General features: G+C 36.5%; 16 protein-coding genes. 11 read left to right on the top strand and 5 right to left on the bottom strand.

The window, feature by feature from the left end:
* The first annotated feature begins 8 nt into the window (after positions 1-8).
* The 9 genes from KH172YL63_RS20330 to galE (KH172YL63_RS20290) all read left to right on the top strand — a co-directional run bounded on the left by KH172YL63_RS20330 (position 9) and on the right by galE (KH172YL63_RS20290) (position 9,793).
* Positions 9-1,016 (top strand): glycosyltransferase family 4 protein, encoded by a 1,008-nt coding sequence (locus KH172YL63_RS20330; RefSeq protein ID WP_173107783.1) that lies wholly within the window; start codon positions 9-11, stop codon positions 1,014-1,016.
* A complete protein-coding gene (locus KH172YL63_RS20325; protein ID WP_173107782.1) occupies positions 1,013-2,128 on the top strand; it encodes a polysaccharide pyruvyl transferase family protein in 1,116 nt (371 codons plus the stop codon). Before KH172YL63_RS20330 ends, KH172YL63_RS20325 begins: the two co-directional genes overlap by 4 nt.
* Entirely contained in the window at positions 2,125-3,210 is a 1,086-nt protein-coding gene (locus KH172YL63_RS20320; RefSeq protein ID WP_173107781.1) for a glycosyltransferase, read from the top strand. Before KH172YL63_RS20325 ends, KH172YL63_RS20320 begins: the two co-directional genes overlap by 4 nt.
* A gap of 14 nt (positions 3,211-3,224) precedes the next feature.
* Positions 3,225-3,782 (top strand): acyltransferase, encoded by a 558-nt coding sequence (locus KH172YL63_RS20315; RefSeq protein ID WP_173107780.1) that lies wholly within the window; start codon positions 3,225-3,227, stop codon positions 3,780-3,782.
* Positions 3,733-4,941, top strand: coding sequence for a lipopolysaccharide biosynthesis protein (locus tag KH172YL63_RS20310; RefSeq protein ID WP_173107779.1), 1,209 nt, complete (start codon positions 3,733-3,735; stop codon positions 4,939-4,941). Before KH172YL63_RS20315 ends, KH172YL63_RS20310 begins: the two co-directional genes overlap by 50 nt.
* A 4-nt stretch (positions 4,942-4,945) precedes the next feature.
* Positions 4,946-6,328: a sugar phosphate nucleotidyltransferase gene (locus KH172YL63_RS20305; protein WP_173107778.1), complete on the top strand. Its 1,383-nt coding sequence runs from the start codon at positions 4,946-4,948 to the stop codon at positions 6,326-6,328.
* 26 nt (positions 6,329-6,354) lie between these two features.
* Positions 6,355-7,395 carry an acyltransferase gene (locus KH172YL63_RS20300; protein WP_173107777.1) on the top strand — a complete coding sequence of 347 codons (1,041 nt, stop codon included), beginning with the start codon at positions 6,355-6,357 and terminating at the stop codon, positions 7,393-7,395.
* Between the two features lie 48 nt (positions 7,396-7,443).
* A complete protein-coding gene (gene galE / locus KH172YL63_RS20295) occupies positions 7,444-8,466 on the top strand; it encodes a UDP-glucose 4-epimerase GalE (RefSeq protein WP_173107776.1) in 1,023 nt (340 codons plus the stop codon).
* 349 nt (positions 8,467-8,815) lie between these two features.
* On the top strand, positions 8,816-9,793 hold the full coding sequence (gene galE, locus KH172YL63_RS20290; protein WP_173107775.1) for a UDP-glucose 4-epimerase GalE: 978 nt from the start codon (positions 8,816-8,818) through the stop codon (positions 9,791-9,793).
* 64 nt (positions 9,794-9,857) lie between these two features.
* Here the strand turns inward: galE (KH172YL63_RS20290) and KH172YL63_RS20285 are convergent, their stop codons facing one another.
* The 5 genes from KH172YL63_RS20285 to KH172YL63_RS20265 form a co-directional block, all read right to left on the bottom strand.
* Positions 9,858-10,880 (bottom strand): substrate-binding domain-containing protein, encoded by a 1,023-nt coding sequence (locus KH172YL63_RS20285; protein ID WP_173107774.1) that lies wholly within the window; start codon positions 10,878-10,880, stop codon positions 9,858-9,860.
* A gap of 20 nt (positions 10,881-10,900) precedes the next feature.
* Entirely contained in the window at positions 10,901-11,581 is a 681-nt protein-coding gene (locus KH172YL63_RS20280) for a YesL family protein (RefSeq protein ID WP_173107773.1), read from the bottom strand.
* A 58-nt stretch (positions 11,582-11,639) separates the two neighbouring features.
* A complete protein-coding gene (locus KH172YL63_RS20275) occupies positions 11,640-12,491 on the bottom strand; it encodes a carbohydrate ABC transporter permease (RefSeq protein WP_197747084.1) in 852 nt (283 codons plus the stop codon).
* Positions 12,492-12,510: 19 nt separating this feature from the next.
* On the bottom strand, positions 12,511-13,431 hold the full coding sequence (locus tag KH172YL63_RS20270) for a carbohydrate ABC transporter permease (RefSeq protein ID WP_173107772.1): 921 nt from the start codon (positions 13,429-13,431) through the stop codon (positions 12,511-12,513).
* A gap of 63 nt (positions 13,432-13,494) precedes the next feature.
* Entirely contained in the window at positions 13,495-14,760 is a 1,266-nt protein-coding gene (locus tag KH172YL63_RS20265; RefSeq protein ID WP_173107771.1) for an ABC transporter substrate-binding protein, read from the bottom strand.
* Between the two features lie 433 nt (positions 14,761-15,193).
* Between KH172YL63_RS20265 and KH172YL63_RS20260 the strand changes: the two genes are divergently transcribed.
* Positions 15,194-16,114 carry an MTP-1 family protein gene (locus KH172YL63_RS20260; RefSeq protein WP_173107770.1) on the top strand — a complete coding sequence of 307 codons (921 nt, stop codon included), beginning with the start codon at positions 15,194-15,196 and terminating at the stop codon, positions 16,112-16,114.
* 12 nt (positions 16,115-16,126) lie between these two features.
* The gene (locus tag KH172YL63_RS20255; RefSeq protein ID WP_173107769.1) at positions 16,127-17,188 is read left to right on the top strand and encodes a BtaManbiosPhlase; all 1,062 of its coding nucleotides are present in this window, start codon (positions 16,127-16,129) and stop codon (positions 17,186-17,188) included.
* Positions 17,189-17,215 lie beyond the last annotated feature (27 nt).

Genomic DNA, 17,215 nt, shown 5'->3' with positions numbered 1-17,215 from the left:
AGTATAATATGAAAATTTTGATAGTAACAAATATGTTTCCATACAAAGATATGGACTATTTTGGGAATTTTTTAGAACTGGAATATAAATTCATGAAAAGCCAAGGAGAAAAAGTTGACTTATTATTTTTAAATGGAAGAGAGAATAAGCTGAACTACTTAATAGGATTAAATAGGTTTCTAAAGGTCTATAAAGACTACGATATTATTCATTTTCATCATTCATATATTGCTTGGTATGCATTTTTTATTAGAGGTAATAGGGGAATAAAGAAAATTATGACTATTCACGAAGGGGGAAATATTAATATAAAGAACAATGAAATATTCCCCGCTTATGGACATGGTAGGAAAGCTTTCATTGAGAAGATTTTTTCCATATTTGACATCAGAACAAAAATATTTAATCAGATGGATCACCTAATACTAACTAGATATTCTGATAATACATTATATTATAAGAACATGAAAATAACTAATAATCCTATGGGAATAGATTTCAATAATTTTCGTATTATAGATAAAAATAAAGCAAAAGAGTCATTAGGTATCCCTGTTAATGATATACTTTTGCTTTTTCCTCATGAGCCGAGAATAGAGAAAAACGTTGACTTATTTGATAATGTTGTTGATGAACTCCAGAAAAAAATCAGTAAAAAAATTCATGTAATTTACGGTGGGAAAATAAGTACAAAAGAAATGTATATTTATTTAAATGCAGCAGACATTTGTTATTTAACCTCCAAGTTTGAAGCCTCACCCACAATAGTAAAAGAGAGTTTAGCATGCGGCACACCTATTCTTTGTTCAAGGGTCGGGGACTTAGAAGAGTTATTATCATCAGGTCTCGAATTCTTAATTTGTGATAATAAAGATCAGTTTGTTCAAATGAGTGAAAAACTTTTAAATGTTCCAATGGATGGCACGAAACTAAGGGAATTTTTATTTGATAAAGGGATTAGCTATGAATTAACATCCAAAAAAGTTATCGGAATTTATAAGGAGTTATTAAAATGAAAGTATTAATAGTAGGGTGGTTTGGTGAGAAAAATATAGGAGATGAATTAATCTTAGAATCTACTTATGAGCAAGTTATGAAAAGGATAAATCCAGATAAAATCTATATTGCGAGTAATCAAAAAGTTTCAAAAAAATATAACTGGATATATGATCATGAATTCACAATGAAAAGTTGGGCTAAATTAATACTAAGAGCAAATATATGGGAAAATATTAGAGCATATAAAGAGGTAGATATAATTTTATATTCAGTGGGTGGTGGAGTATCAGATTGGAACAAAGTTGTTATAAGAAGATTAATTAATAGAATGAAGTTCTTTAAACTACTAGGAAAAAAGCAATATTTTATTGGTGTAGGTGCTGGTCCATTTGTTGGGAATGTTAAGAAAGAAAAAATAAAAGATGTTTTCTCACTAGCCGATTCTATTTTAGTGAGAGATAAAACCTCTAAAGATAATCTAGATAAATTAGGACTTAACAACATTATTTTATCTAACGATATTGTGTTTGAAAATGAAAACTTAAGAGAGTTTTATGAAAAAAATAAAATGGTAACTAAAAAGGATCAAGTCTCAATTATTCCTACACCTTTATTTTATAATTCTCTGTGGAATAATAACGAACAAAGATTAGAAGAGTACATTAATTCAATGAGAGAAATAATAAAATTTCTTTCTGAAAAATACGATGTATTAATTATTCCTTTCCAAAAAGAATTTGATAAACAGTATTTTATAAATCACTTAACTGACTGTGAATTTAGTGTATTAGATTACAATAAATATGAAGAAGTTTATACAGAAATTATTAAATCTAAATTTGTTGTTCCTATGAGGTTTCATGGAATGGTACTTTCTACTCTCTTTGAAACACCAATGATTCCGATAATATACGATCATAAATTATCAGACTTATCAAAAATGTTAGAGATAGAAAATATATCATTATCAGTGGGTGATGGAAACAACTGGTTAGATACTTGTTTTAGTAAGGAAGAATTTATTCAATCTTTTAATGAATTATTGAATAATGAAGAAACAATCAAAAAAAATATACAAAAATATAAAGAAAACGCAGATGTAAACGGTAAGATAATGGAGGGAGTATGAGCAAAAGATACTTGTTTATCACAGAATATTCTGGGATAGGGGGCGGAGAAAGTTCCCTATATAATTTAACAGTAGAACTAAATAACTCTAATCATATTTCAAGAATCCTCACTTTAAACCGGGGGGAGCTAAATTCCAAATTAGATCTCGAGGGCATTTATAATTCTGAGTTTAACTACAAAGCTCTCATTAGGAATTTCAAGTTCTTTCGAATATTTAAACAGCTAGGAAAACACTTAAAACAGATTGATACGGTAGTATTAAATTCTAAGTCTACTTTATATTTAATTCCTTTTATAAGAATTATTAATAGCAAATTGGAAATTATTTATATCGAACATTCAAATTGGACAGAATATAGAATTTTAGAGAGGTTATTAATAAAAAATTGCAGCTATGTCTTAGCTGTTTCAAAGGCAGTAAAAAGAAATTTATTAAACCAAATAAATATAAAAAATGAAATACTCAAGATATTACCTTTAGGAATTCCAATAAACAATAAAAACATCAAGCCTAAAAAAATCACTAGCAATAAAGCGACAATAGCAATGATTGGTAGGTTTCAAGAGATAAAGGGGCATGATTTTTTTGTTAATATTTGCAAGTATATTAATGATAAAAATATGAATGTAGAATTTAAAATTATTGGTGGAAAACCCTTTAATACAAAAGAAGAAAATCATTTTGAAAGTAAAGTATTAGATCAAATAAAAAAATTAGGTTTGAGAGAGAAGGTAAGTCTACTAGGGGAAAGAAAAGATATTTTGAATTTATTAGAGTATGAAGTTGATATATTAATAGTGCCGTCTTTAAATGAATCCTTTGGAATGGTAGTAATAGAAGCTGCGAGTAAAGGAGTTCCAATAATCGTATCTCACCAATGTGAAGGACCTGTTGAGGTATTAACCGAGTTAGATGCGGAAAATCTTATTACAAAGAGAAGTGTTTCTTCTTTTTATAAAGTGATTTTTGATTTGATTTCTAATGAAAAATATTATTATGAAACATCAACTAAACTTATAAAAAATGTTGAAAAATACAATGTCCAGAATATAGCACAAAAATTTGTAAATATTAAATAAGTTGGTGGCTTAATATGATATTAAAAATAATAAAAACCCACTTAAGAGCTCGAAAATTCAAAGAAATAGGTAGGTATACTATTCTAGAAAAGGGAGAATATTATCAACCTAATAAAATTACATTAGGAGAAGGGGTTTATATTGGACCTGGAGCAAAAGTTTCTTCTAATGGTGGGCTTGAAATAAAAAATGGAGCAATAATTGGCCCTAATATTACTATATATACTAGCAATCACTATTTTGAAGGGAAGGACATTGTTTCAATTCCTTATGACCCAAGGACAGTGGAAAAAAAAGTTACTATAGATGAAAATGTTTGGGTAGGTGGGAATGTTATTATCACTCCTGGAGTTAGTATTGGAGAAGGTTCAATAATAGGCGCCGGCGAGGTCATAAGGGGAGATATTCCACCATACTCTGTGTTTTATGGTTCAAAAGTTCAAAGAAATAGAAGGAACCTAGACTTGTATCGTAAACTAAAAAGAGAGAAAAAAATATATATGAAAAAAAAGTTGGAGATATATGAAAGATTATACAAAATACTTGAAAAGATTTTTAGGAATATTAAGTAGTTCGATATTAAACTCAGTATTTAATTTCTTGTTATTTACACTTTTGTCAATAATTTCATCAGAGAGATTTTTTGGTGAATTCTCCTTCGCATATGCAATGATTTTTTTATTTATTCCTTTTGTGGAATTGGGGGTATCAACCTTCTTACTTTCGAATAACTATGCTGAGTATGAAAATTCGATATTAAGTCTTGTTAATTTAATGCTATCACTTTGTGTATTTTTAGGAGTATTGCTGTTTAGTTCAAATATAGAGTTTGCGTTGATTTTTATTAATGTAGCTGCCGCGAGTTTGTATCAAATAGTTTATTCAATGTTAATAAAAAATAAAATGATTAAACATCAGCTAATATTTTCAATATTAAATGGAACAATAAAATTAATAATTGTATTGCTTGTTGCTATTACTGATACAAATTTAAATATGATTCTTATAATTTTAATAATATCTAACGTATTACCAACATTGTTTTATTTGAAGAAAGTTAATTATAAGTACACAATATCCAAAGAAGTTATAAATAAGAGGTTTTGGTTTGATATTAAATGGATAAGTTTAAGTACCCTAATAGCGGTTTTATTAATGAGACTAGATCAAATTATAATTGGACATTTTTTAAATAAGAATCTATTAGGTTGGTATATGATTTCTATACAATGGTTTATGATAATATCGATTATTAGTACATCATTACTAAAGTATTCATTTTCTGAAGTCCAAACACTATCTCCACACAAGATCTATGAATGGCTCCGAAAAAATGAAAAGAAGATTGATGCCCTATTAATATCATTTTTCTTAATTTTTATAATAGTATTATTAGTAGCTATTAAATTTATTTATAGCCAAGAGAAATTATTGACAATGACAATATTGATTCTTTCTTTTGGATTTTATTTTAGTATTAAGTATAATTTTTACTCTATTATAACTTATAAAGAAAAAAATACAAAAGTTCTATTTATAATTCAGATACTTCAACTTTTTATACAACTAATTATAATAATGGTATTTTTCAAATATGTGGGTTATTATTCCTTCCCGATTGCTTTTTCATTCATTAGATTATTTGGATATCTTTATTTGAAGCATAATATTAAAAAAAAATATAAATTATACTTCGTAACGAAAGCCATACAAATAAGACAAAAAGGGTGAGACAATGAAAGTTATTTTATTATCAGGTGGTTCAGGAAAAAGACTGTGGCCATTATCAAATGATTTAAGATCCAAACAATTTCTAAAAGTATTAAAAGATGATAGAGATAATACTCAGTCGATGATCCAGAGGGTTTGGGGTCAAATAAGAAAAGTTAATTTGGAAAACTCAACAATAATTGCTACTAGTCGGTTACAAGCCGAAATAATTAGAAATCAATTAGAAGCTCGAGGAGAAATAGTAATTGAACCTAGTAGGAGAGATACTTTTCCAGCGATTGCTTTAGCTGCAAGTTATCTATACAGTAAGAAAGAAACTGATGAAAATGAAGTTATATCTGTGCTCCCAGTTGATCCTTTTGTAGAGGATAGATTTTTTGATAGGTTGCAAGATCTAGAGCGTGTTTTGAATGAAAGTAAGGTTGATATTGGTCTTATTGGTGTCAAACCGACATACCCTTCATCAAAATACGGGTATATACTTCCTGATAATCAGGTAGATATTAGAGAATATCGAAGTGTTCAGGCTTTCACAGAAAAACCCACAGAAGAATGTGCGGAAAAATTAATAAATGAAGGGGCATTATGGAATTGCGGAGTATTTGCATTTAAATTGAAATATATCTTAGACATATTAAAAAATATGAATTTCCCTATAAAATATAATGAATTGTTATCTAGGTACAATGACCTTCCCAAAAATAGCTTTGATTATGAAGTTGTAGAAAACTGTAAAAAGATAACGGTATTACCTTACAACGGGGAATGGAAGGATCTTGGAACTTGGAATACATTATCTGAAGAAATGTCTTCAAATCAAATTGGTAAAGGTAATATTAGTACCGACTGTACTAACACACATATGATTAATGAATTAGATATTCCTATAGCAATTATTGGAGCTTCCAATTTAATTGTTGCAGCTAGCCCAGATGGAATCTTAGTATCAGATAAAAATTCAAGTCCTAGAATCAAAGATGTCGTAAATAATTTTAGTAATAGACCTATGCATGTCGAGAGAAGATGGGGACATTACGTTGTTTTAGATTTAATAAAAAGTAGGGATGGTAATGAGGTCTTAACAAAAAGGTTTGAGGTGAATCCTGGACAAAATATCAGTTACCATTTTCACAATAATAGAAGTGAGTTGTGGACAATCATTAGTGGAGAAGGGATATACGCCCTTAATGGAAAATTAAATAAAGTTAAAGCTGGTGATGTACTATATATAAAGGAAGGTCAATTTCATGGAATTAAAGCAATAACGAATCTACAGATTATTGAAGTTCAGAGAGGGAAAGAATTACTTGAAGATGATATAGTTAGGTTGGAATCAGACTGGGTGGATATTGAAAAATTATGTACTTATGAGGAAATGACAAAATAGTATAAAGAGTAAATCTAGGAGTAATTATGTATAACAGAAATAATAATTTGTGGGAATTGAACTTTATTAGATCGATTGCAATATTAGCTGTGTTAGCTATACATGTTTATGGAAGTCTCTTAGTAGATCAAAATACTAGTGGTACCACTTTCTATTTTTCAATGTTCATAAATCAGATAAGTAGATTTTCAGTACCCGCATTTTTATTTGTATCAGGTATATTGGCTTTTTGGACTTTCGAAAAATATACATTTAAGAAGATTATTCTGAAAAGGATAAGAGAGTGGATGATTCCATATGTCACTTGGACAGTATTGGGTCTATTAATGGTTAGTGAGTTTTCATTAAAAAAGATAGGAATAGCTTTATTTACAGGCACAGGTCCTTTTTTTCAATTATATTATATACCGTTACTAATTCAATTTTATTTATTAACTCCTTTTTTAATAAAAATTGCCCGAAAAAAACTTTATGTAATATCTATAATTATTCTTAATATACTTGGATTGATAGTATTTGAATATTATTTAAAGCAACCAATTGGAATCACTAAAACTTTTAATAGGATAAGCTTAGTATTACAATCAGGTTATTTTTTGTGGATAGTATACTATCTTACAGGCATAGTTGTAGGAGGGAGTTATGTAAATTTTAAATCTATAATAAGTAAATACAGTTTGAAGATGGTAATTTTAGGTTACTGTTTTTCACTAATAATATTATTTATAGATTGCTATTTCGGATGGTGGAACCTACCCAATAGAACTGCTTTATTGGGTTTTTTTAGACCAGAAATAGCCATATATACTTTTTTTTCACTATTATTATTGTTTAAGATTAGCTCATTTTTCCAATTTGAAGTTTTAAGAAAAATATACATGCAATCATTTGGGATTTATTTAGCTCATTTAGCAATAATTATATTATTAAAAGAAATTTCAGATATCTTTTTTTCGAATTTTCTTTTCACTTCTCTTAGTTTCGTTCTTTCCTTACTTATTTCATATTCATTTACAGTGGTTATTAGAAGAACGCCGTTTGCCTTTTTGTTTATAGGTCAAAAGTAACGCGAGTATATGGAAACATTGTATTTTAGAACTGGAGGAATATGCAAAATGAATATTTTAGTTACTGGTGGTGCTGGATTTATTGGGAGCCATACTTGTGTAGAACTATTAAAGGAAAATCACGAAGTAGTAATTGTGGATAATTTTTCTAACAGTAGTCCTATTTCAATAAAAAACATTGAAAGTTTAACTAATAAAAAAGTTAAGTTTTATAATGTTGACCTTTTAGATAAAGCAGGAATGAATATGATTTTTGAAGAAAATTCAATAGATTCAGTGATTCATTTCGCAGGTCTGAAATCCGTCGGTGAATCTGTTGAAAGACCTTTAAAATATTATTCAAATAACATTACCGGAACCCTAGTTCTAATTGAACTTATGGAGAAGTATAATATATATAATTTAGTCTTTAGTTCTTCCGCCACAGTTTATGGAAATCCAACCCATGTTCCAATAACTGAAGAATTTGAACTGAAAGCTACAAATCCATATGGTAGAACTAAACTGATCATTGAGGAGATTTTGAAAGATTTGCCTATAGCAAATGAAAAATGGAGTATAGCAATTTTACGGTATTTTAATCCTATTGGTGCTCATAAAAGTGGACAGTTAGGAGAAGATCCTAATGGAATACCTAATAACTTAATGCCTTTTATTACACAAGTGGCAATAGGGAAACTTAAAGAGTTAAACATATTTGGAAACGATTATCCTACAACTGATGGAACTGGTGTAAGAGATTACATACATGTCGTAGATCTTGCTAAGGGACATTTAAAAGCTCTTAATAAAGTAATCCAGAGAGAGGGTATAGAGACTTATAATTTGGGAACTGGACTAGGACATAGTGTTTTAGATGTAGTGAAAGCTTTTGAAATCTCTACAAATATAAAAATACCTTATAGGTTTATTACGAGAAGGCCGGGTGATATAGCTATTTGCTTCGCAGACCCTACAAAAGCTGAGAGGGAGCTTGGATGGAAAGCAGAAAAAGGTATCTTAGAGATGTGTACTGATGCTTGGAGGTGGCAGTCGGGAAATCCGAATGGCTTTGAGGATAAAAAAATTTAAAAACTAAATACCTTTAATTCAACTTTGTATTTTCTATTAGAGTTTCTAATATTAACTTAAGTTTAGTTGGGGCTATGGAATTAAAAAACCTTAGAGGGAGTTTTCATTTAAATTGGTAGTTTTGGTAGTAAGAAAACAATCAACCTTCTAAATTCATATGCATTTAAATATTTCCTCGCATACGGTCTTGATTTTGTGAATCCCTATCACGAACAGAATCAAAAGCGAAGTTTTATTTTGTGGTACAGGACAACTTACTAACGGATAGTCAAGAAAAGTTAAAGATGCTTAAAAAGCGTGTAATGGATAGAGTTCATTATCTAGTGACAGTTTGAAAGGAGAAAGTAACATGATTCTAGTAGTTGGCGGAGCAGGTTATATTGGCAGTCACCTAGTGAAAGAATTGGCTGAACAAAATGAGGTAGTTGTTCTGGATAACTTATCGACTGGACATGAATATTTGATTGATCAGCGGGTTCATTTTGTACAAGGTGATTTAGGGGATAGAGAAACACTGAATCAACTTTTCTCTAACTATCCAATTAAAGCTGTTATGCATTTTGCTGCAAATAGCTTGGTGGGGGAATCGGTTCAGAATCCTTTCAAATATTACGAGAATAACGTTTCAAATACTTTAACACTATTAAATGTGATGTTGAAGCACGGCGTCAAGAAATTTATTTTCTCTTCTACAGCGGCAACATATGGTATACCTGAGACGGATACTATTACAGAAGAGACTGTTACGAATCCAATTAATCCTTATGGCCATTCCAAACTGATGGTGGAACAAATCTTAGAAGATTTGCACCAAGCGTATGGTCTAAACTATGTTGTGTTAAGATATTTCAATGCCGCCGGAGCCCATGTTTCTGGAGAGATTGGTGAAAACCATGACCCTGAAACACACTTGATTCCCATTGTTCTTGAACAATTATTAGGGAAGCGCGAAAGTATTTCCGTATTTGGGACAGACTATGATACGCATGATGGAACGTGCATTCGTGATTACATCCACGTTACAGATTTGGCCAATGCCCATATATTAAGCCTGAATGCTTTATTGGAAGAGAAACTTCAAAAAGCAACCTATAATCTAGGTAATGGTAAAGGGTATTCTGTGAAGGAAATCATTGATACTTGTGAAAGGGTAACTGGTATTGAAGCGAATGTTATTCTTTCAGATAGACGTCCTGGTGATCCGGCAATCTTGGTAGCTTCCTCTGAGAAGATCTATCGTGAATTAGGTTGGAAGACAAAGTACACGTTAGAGGATATTATTGAAAGTGCGTGGAAGTGGCACAAGAGTAGTATGACTATTGTTTAATAAAAACTAAAAGACCTAGAAGAGTGAGAAATCATTCTTCTAGGTCTTTTTAATATGCTTAAGTTTAATATTCTTCCGACGAAGGAGTGCTGGTAGACTCCCTCTCCACCAACACCGAAGAAATCAACACCTCCTGAAAAGGCTCCCCAAGATTCTCCATCCTCCAACACAATTGCTCCACCGCTTTCTTTCCATACAGTTCCAAATCGATATCCATTGTTGTGATCTTAGGGCTCGCTAGTTTCGAGAGCTGACCGTTGTCATAGCTGCAGACAGAAGCGTCCTGTGGAACTTTGTAGCCTTGCTGCTGCAGGCATGAGTTGACGAGGAAGCCGAGGCCGTCGTTTACACAGAACCAGGCAGTGGGCTTGGTCGTCAGGTTCTTTATATAATCGTGAATGATGCTTTCTTCTTCCGCTGCCTCTGTGAACGTGAACGCTTGGGGAGGTGTGATCCCGTGATCCTTCAATGCGTGGACATAACCCTCGTACCGCTCTTGGTAACTTGGGGAGTAGTCGACGTTCCCTACATAGGCAATGTCCTTGTGTCCCAGTTTCAGCAAATGGTCTACGGCCGTGTAGGCACCGAATCGGTTGTTGGTCAAAATCGCATCCGATTTGTTTGTCGGATGGTGGTGGTCAATCATGATGGTCGGTATGCCGGTCCCGATAACTTTGTTGATGTAGTCGTTGCTGATGTGTGACAGGATGATGATCCCGTCTACAGACTGATTCTCGATGAATGAAGGAAGGATCAGCTGCTGTGTCGATTCCTTGTTGATCGATTGGATCTGCAGGCTCATCCCTCTTTGACTTACTTCTTTTTCAATGCTTAAGAATATATCACCGAAGAAGCTTTTGAGAGAAAAGGCAAGGTCTGATGCGATGAGGGCAATGCTTCCTTTTTTCTTCCCGGTGGAAAGCTGCCTTGATTTCGGATAATCGTACCCGAGCTCTCTGGCGGCCTTTTTCACCATTTGCCGTGTTTCTTCGCTGACGCCGGGCTTTCCGGTCAGCGCCTGGGAAACGGAGTTCTTCGATATATTTAAACGATCGGCAATGTCTTGCATCGTTACTTTCTTCTTCATAATTTTTCACTCGCAATCTGCTAAACGATTAGTTTCTTTTCAAGTTCTTGGATCGTGCTCTTCAGGATCCATATGACGCCATATGCGAACGGGCCGATGACAAAGAAAAATGAAATAAATGGAATGCTATATATTAGTATACCAGTTATGGCGGTCAGGCTAATAAGAATGAACGTCGTTTTGATATGGAATAAAGTATATCCGTAGGAAAGCTTGACCAATCCTATCAGGGGAATTTCCAGCCGGGACAGAATGGGATAAAGATATAAGGCACTGATGACGTGTATGATCAAGAACAGATAGCATAGCGGGGTGAGGTATGTACCCGCCTCGTGACCTGTAAGAAACAGAATATCCCCTATTAAGATGAACGTGATGAGCAATTGAGCGGTCCAGGGAAGGATAGCCTGGCGAACGTTCATTTTCATCGCTTTGAAAAAATCCCTGGTGACAGAAATGGCCTTTTCCCGTTGTAATTTCCCCATGACACTGTACACTGCTGTCAACGCAGGACCTACCGGTAATAAGCTGATCAAAAGAAGACACCAGCTGAATAGATTGGCAGGATTCCATGAAAGCTGCAGTACGAACCAGAACGGTACGGTGAAAAGGGAGAAATAGATGTTGGTCAATAGAAACCAATAGATGTAATGAAGCGTGCGGTAAAAGATATTTTCGTTCAAGTCTTTCGAGAGATTCATATGTGTCGTCTCCAATGTAATAGAATGGTGGACGGAGAAAGACTCTCCGCGCACTGGATCAACCTTTGATTCCTGTTACAGTGATGCCTTCGACGAAATGCTTCTGCATCGCGAAGAATATCACGATGGTTGGAAGGAGTACAAGTAGGGAAGCTGCCATCAACGGCCCCCATTCTACCTTGGTCATTCCGTTGAACATGGCTAATCCGAGCTGTAAGGTGAATTTATTGGCGTCATTTAAGTACATCAATGGTCCGAGCAGGTCGTTCCATGAGCCCTGGAATGAGAATAAACCGATTGTGATCAAAGCCGGTTTGGACAATGGCAGGAAGATCTTATAAAAGATCTGGAACCTGTTCGCTCCGTCCATGACAGCCGACTCTTCCAGTTCTTTCGGGATGGACATGAAGAATTGCCGCAGCAGAAAGATAAATACGGCTTGCCCTCCGAAGAAGGACGGTACGATAAGCGGCTTGAAGGTGTTGATCCAGCCGACTTCACTGAACATGATAAAGACAGGAATCATCGTGATTTCCCCAGGCAGCATGATGGTAGAGAGCAGGATCACAAACCAGATGTTCTTTCCTGGAAAGTGAAAGCGGGCGAATCCATAGGCAACCAGTGCGGAGACAAAGACTTCTGCAAACATCCGAAAACCGGTGATGATGACCGTATTTTTAAAATAGAGGAAAAAAGGGATATCCGTAACTGCCCGTGAATAGTTTTCCCATTCAAAGGTTTCTGGGATCCACTTCGGGGGGATTTCAAAGATGATGTCCCCTGATTTCAATGAAGTCGAAATCATCCAGAATAAAGGCAGGATGGTCGCGATTGATGCCAGGATTAAGAATAAATAGACAAATAGAGTTTCGACTTTTTTGCGTTGCTGGTTCGTCATTGCGGCTGACATTGTCTTTCACCTCCTGAATCTAGGGTCTTTTCTTGAATAACGGTAACGTTCGTTTCTTTTTCTTTGAAGGCTCCACTTCACCTGCATAGAACACCCAAAGGGAGGATGATTTAAATACAAGCAGGGTCAGAAGTAGGATGATAAGAAACAGGATCCACGCCATGGCGGTTGCGTATCCCATCTTGTAATAGTTAAAGGCATTTTCATACAGATAGACCATATAGAACTGCCCCTGGTTTCCGGCGCCTCCGATGATGTATGCGTCGTTGAACTTACGGAAGGAACCGACGATCCCCATGACAAGATTATAGAAGATGACAGGGCTTAACATCGGAATCGTAATTTGCGTGAATTTCGTCCACCAATTCGCCCCGTCGATCTCTGCAGATTCATAGAGGCTCCGGGGGATATCCTGCAGCCCGGCAAGGTAGGTCAGCATGCCGCCGCCTGCGCCCCAGATCGCCATCATGATATAGGAGGGAAGGACCCAGGTGGGATCGCCGAGCCAGTTGGGCCCGTCAATACCTATATAAGAGAGCAAAAGGTTGATCAGTCCGTATTCCGGATCAAGGATCCAACGCCATAAGAGGGCGATCGAAACACCGGATACGACAGCGGGCATATAAAGCGCCGTCCGGAAGAAATAGACCCCTTTTACCTTGATGTTCACAATCGCTGCAATCGTCAAGGAAGAAAGGATGCCCAGCGGAATGGCGAAGAGGGCATATATACAGGTTACTTTCAATGAGTTTAAGAAGTTGGGATCATGAAATAAGTCTACATAGTTCTGCAGTCCGATGAACGTCGGATCCGTAAACGAGTTCCAATCGGTGAATCCGATATAGAAAGCGAATGAAATCGGGAATAGGGTAAAGATCAGGAACCCGAGAATATAGGGTGATATAAATAATAATCCTTCATATTTCTTCAGCTTCTTCATGATTATCAACACCTTTTGAAAAAGAAAAAGCTGATTTTCACCAGCTTATTCTTTTGTATTATGTTATTGGCCAAGAATTTTTCGGAGAGCTTTTGCTGTTTCTTTTGCAGCGTCTTCAGGTGATTTATCCCCTAATAGGATCGGTTCATATAAATATTGCCAGATGGTTGTATCGATTTCATTCTGTTTGTTTTGGTTGTTGTACCCTCTAGAATAGGCGGAGGCTTCCTTTACGACATCCAGTGCATATTCCTTCTCTGGACGGATGTCTGCTACATTTTCAAGATCAGATTTAGTAGGAGGGAGGATCTTCCACTCGTGCATGGCATTCGTTAGATCGATCAATGCTTCTGCAGCCACTTCTTTATTCTTTGTATTGTTCGACATGACCGTGTCTGCAATCCAGCTGAACGTGGCTTTTTCTGTAGCGTGTGGGATCTCTGTCATCCCGACTTCAAACGCATCTCCGATTTGTTTTTCAAAATCGTCCCCTGCGCCTCCGAAGAACATTCCGATCTTACCTGTCTTGAACATTTCAGGTCCGCCGGTGTTCTGCGATTGCGTCTTGTCAGGAGCGACCTTGTCTTGATTGATCAACTGATCGAACATCTTAACGCCTTCAATTGCTTCCGGCTCATCGATTTTTACCTTTCCGTCCTCATCGATGATTTCTCCACCATACGTCCATACCCAAGTGGAGATAGGAGGCCATCCATCTATATTGGTTCCGTATTGATCGGTTTTTCCGTCTCCGTTCGTATCTTTCGTGATGGCTTTAGCCGCTTTCGAGAAATCGTCCCACGTCCAATCTGCTTGAGGGACGTCGATACCTTCTTTTTCAAAGAGGGATTTATTGTAGTACATCATGATTGGTTGGTTGATCCATGGAAGTCCGTATAGCTTGTCATTAAGCTGACTGATCGCAAGCGGTCCATCGAAATAGTCGTCTAATTGCACGTCTTCATGATCTGAAACGTATTTATCAATTGGCGAGATGACCCCAAGCTCTGCATACATCGGTATGTATTCCTGGGAAAGCCAGAAGAGATCAGGTGCCTGCTTGGCCGATGCCATCGTTTGGATTTTCTTATAATAGTCTGCTGGTATACTCTGGATCGTTAAGTTGTACTCGTCTGTTTCTGCGTTCAGCTCATCGACGATTTCCTGGAACTCCTTCAACTCTGTCGCGCCAGCCCACGTACCGACCTTCAATTCAACCGGGCCGTCCTTTCCGCCTGTACTGCTTTCTTCGGAGTTTGAACAGCCTGCCACCAGTAAAGAAGACATTAATATTCCTGCAGTAAGCTTAGAAAACCATTTTCCCTTCATCTTCGTACCCCCATTATCAATAGTTTGGTAGCGTTATCATTTTGATGAATGACAACTTAAAGGTGATTTACATTAATGTAACGTTACTTATTGACCTGATTATGACATGATTACTGTAGGTAGTCAATTACAATTTTCGTAATTTTCAATTCTTCTCTTAGTAACTATAAAGATATTTTAAAAATTAACACTACAATTTTAGTGGTTTTGTATAAGAAAAAAGGAAATATATAAATCTATTGACTTCCTTATTTTTGTAATGTAAGAATAGTGTAAGGAGTAATTTTGTAATTTAAAAGTAATTATATGTAATGTAAGCTGATGATAATCAATCCATTATATTTAAAGAATGTCTTTTGCAAAGAAAGGCTTAAACATTCGACAGCAAAGTAAGCGCTCGCAAAACGATCAAATCATGAAGGGGTAATGGTGAATGAAGACTTGTCAGGAATTAATCAAGGAGCTTCAACAGAAGAGAAAACCTGAACAACCCGAAAAACTGATTTTTAAAGGAGTGGGGGATCGGGATGTGTATAATATCACGGCGCCTTTTCAGGATGCCGGGGAATATGTGATTGCCGGCCGTGTTGAGAAAAGGGATTCTGAACATTCGGAAGTCGTTTTTTTTGTTGAAGATAACGGTGTGTGGATTCCTCGTGAGGGTGCGCCGGTATTGGAGCTGCAGGACCCCTTCTATACTTTCATTCATGGTGAACTCATTTTAGGCGGGGTGGAAATTTTTCCCCACCCGACTGTAGAGGATGCATTGGGGTGGCGGACGGTCTTCTTCAAAGGGCAATCGATTGCTGAATTACATCGGTTTGCTACCGGACCTGACGGGATGAAAGACATCAGATTGATTGAACTGAAGGATGGCTCAATTGGTGTATTCACAAGGCCCCAGGGAGAAAAGGGCGGTCGCGGTAAGATTGGCTTCGTTAAGATTGATTCCTTGGAAGAATTAACGGCCGGGGTGATAGACGCTGCTCCATTATTAGAGAATCAATTTACCGAAGAAGAGTGGGGAGGAGCGAATGAAGCCCATCTGCTATCGAATGGATGGATCGGGGTCCTTGGGCATATTGCGTCATTTGATGAAGCGGGAGACCGCCACTATTACCCGATGGTCTTTGCCTTGAACCCTGATACGGGTGAGCATACCGACCTTCAATTGATCGGGACCCGTTCTGATTTTCTAGAGGGGGAGTCGAAACGTCCCGATTTAGAGGATGTGGTCTTCAGCGGCGGGTTAGTCAGAATGGGCAATGGCACCGCCCATCTCTATGCGGGAATCAGTGATGCTGAGGCCCAAAGAATCGTACTGGAAGATCCATTTACACAATATGAGAAGTGAGGAGCTAAGCTGATGAATGTATACCGATATGAAGAAAATCCATTGATCACCCCCCTGGACATTACGCCTTTTCATGAAGGGTTTGAAGTGATCGGCGCCTTCAATGCAGGTGTCACCACATACAATGATGAAACGATCCTGCTTCTGCGGGTGGCGGAAAGACCGCTGTCAGAAAGCGAGGACAGGGTGAAGGCCCCTATTCTGAATGATGAGACCAAGGAATTGGAGATCCTGGAGTTCGATATTCATGATCCTGCCTATGACTTCTCTGATCCAAGGGTCATCAAGTATAGCGGGAGTGATAAGTTCGCGTATTTGACTTCCTTATCATATATACGCATCGCCAGAAGTAAGGATGGCCGTTCCTTTACGATTGATAAGGAGCCGTTCATCTATCCATCTGCTAAACTGGAAAGCTTCGGAATCGAGGATCCCCGCATCACGAAAATAGAGGATACCTATTATATTTATTACAGCGCTGTGTCTCCGGTTGGCGTCGGTGAGTCCATGGTGTCCACCGAGGATTTCAAAGAGGTCGTGCATCACGGGATGATTTTCGCTCCTGAGAACAAAGACGTGCTGATCTTTCCGGAGAAGATTAATGGGAAGTACTATGCCCTCCACCGCCCTGTTCCGAACAGCAACGGGAATCCGGAGATCTGGATTGCAGAATCAGATAACTTATTCTATTGGGGCAACCACAAACATCTCATCGGGCTGAGGGATGGCATGTGGGATAATGGCCGGATTGGCGGAGGAGCAGTCCCGATCAAGACCGATCAAGGCTGGCTTGAATTATACCACGGAGCTTCAGACGATCATCGATATTGCATGGGCGGGGTGTTGCTTGATTTGGATGATCCATCAAAGGTGATTGCCCGTTCAGAAACCCCGTTGGTAGAGCCTGAGGCGGACTATGAAGTGGATGGGTTCTTCGGAAATGTCGTCTTCTCTTGCGGTGTGATTGTCGAAGAGGATGTCGTGAAAATGTATTACGGCGTAGCCGATACGTCTATGGCATGTGCTGAGTTAAGCTTGTCAGAAATACTTGATTCACTTACGTATATGAATTGACGTTCTGCCAAAACCGCTTGACGGTTT

Origin of the sequence: Bacillus sp. KH172YL63, assembly GCF_011398925.1 — a bacterium.
Classification (GTDB): Bacteria; Bacillota; Bacilli; order Bacillales; family Bacillaceae_B; genus Rossellomorea.
The sequence above is the reverse complement of the archived record's forward strand: the minus strand, read 5'-3'. Positions and strand labels throughout refer to the sequence as shown.

Coding starts and splice junctions, on each gene's coding strand:
- KH172YL63_RS20330 (WP_173107783.1), top strand. CDS start 9: ATGAAAATTTTGATAGTAACAAATATGTTTCCATACAAAGATATGGAC.
- KH172YL63_RS20325 (WP_173107782.1), top strand. CDS start 1,013: ATGAAAGTATTAATAGTAGGGTGGTTTGGTGAGAAAAATATAGGAGAT.
- KH172YL63_RS20320 (WP_173107781.1), top strand. CDS start 2,125: ATGAGCAAAAGATACTTGTTTATCACAGAATATTCTGGGATAGGGGGC.
- KH172YL63_RS20315 (WP_173107780.1), top strand. CDS start 3,225: ATGATATTAAAAATAATAAAAACCCACTTAAGAGCTCGAAAATTCAAA.
- KH172YL63_RS20310 (WP_173107779.1), top strand. CDS start 3,733: ATGAAAGATTATACAAAATACTTGAAAAGATTTTTAGGAATATTAAGT.
- KH172YL63_RS20305 (WP_173107778.1), top strand. CDS start 4,946: ATGAAAGTTATTTTATTATCAGGTGGTTCAGGAAAAAGACTGTGGCCA.
- KH172YL63_RS20300 (WP_173107777.1), top strand. CDS start 6,355: ATGTATAACAGAAATAATAATTTGTGGGAATTGAACTTTATTAGATCG.
- galE (WP_173107776.1), top strand. CDS start 7,444: ATGAATATTTTAGTTACTGGTGGTGCTGGATTTATTGGGAGCCATACT.
- galE (WP_173107775.1), top strand. CDS start 8,816: ATGATTCTAGTAGTTGGCGGAGCAGGTTATATTGGCAGTCACCTAGTG.
- KH172YL63_RS20285 (WP_173107774.1), bottom strand. CDS start 10,880: ATGAAGAAGAAAGTAACGATGCAAGACATTGCCGATCGTTTAAATATA.
- KH172YL63_RS20280 (WP_173107773.1), bottom strand. CDS start 11,581: ATGAATCTCTCGAAAGACTTGAACGAAAATATCTTTTACCGCACGCTT.
- KH172YL63_RS20275 (WP_197747084.1), bottom strand. CDS start 12,491: ATGTCAGCCGCAATGACGAACCAGCAACGCAAAAAAGTCGAAACTCTA.
- KH172YL63_RS20270 (WP_173107772.1), bottom strand. CDS start 13,431: ATGAAGAAGCTGAAGAAATATGAAGGATTATTATTTATATCACCCTAT.
- KH172YL63_RS20265 (WP_173107771.1), bottom strand. CDS start 14,760: ATGAAGGGAAAATGGTTTTCTAAGCTTACTGCAGGAATATTAATGTCT.
- KH172YL63_RS20260 (WP_173107770.1), top strand. CDS start 15,194: ATGAAGACTTGTCAGGAATTAATCAAGGAGCTTCAACAGAAGAGAAAA.
- KH172YL63_RS20255 (WP_173107769.1), top strand. CDS start 16,127: ATGAATGTATACCGATATGAAGAAAATCCATTGATCACCCCCCTGGAC.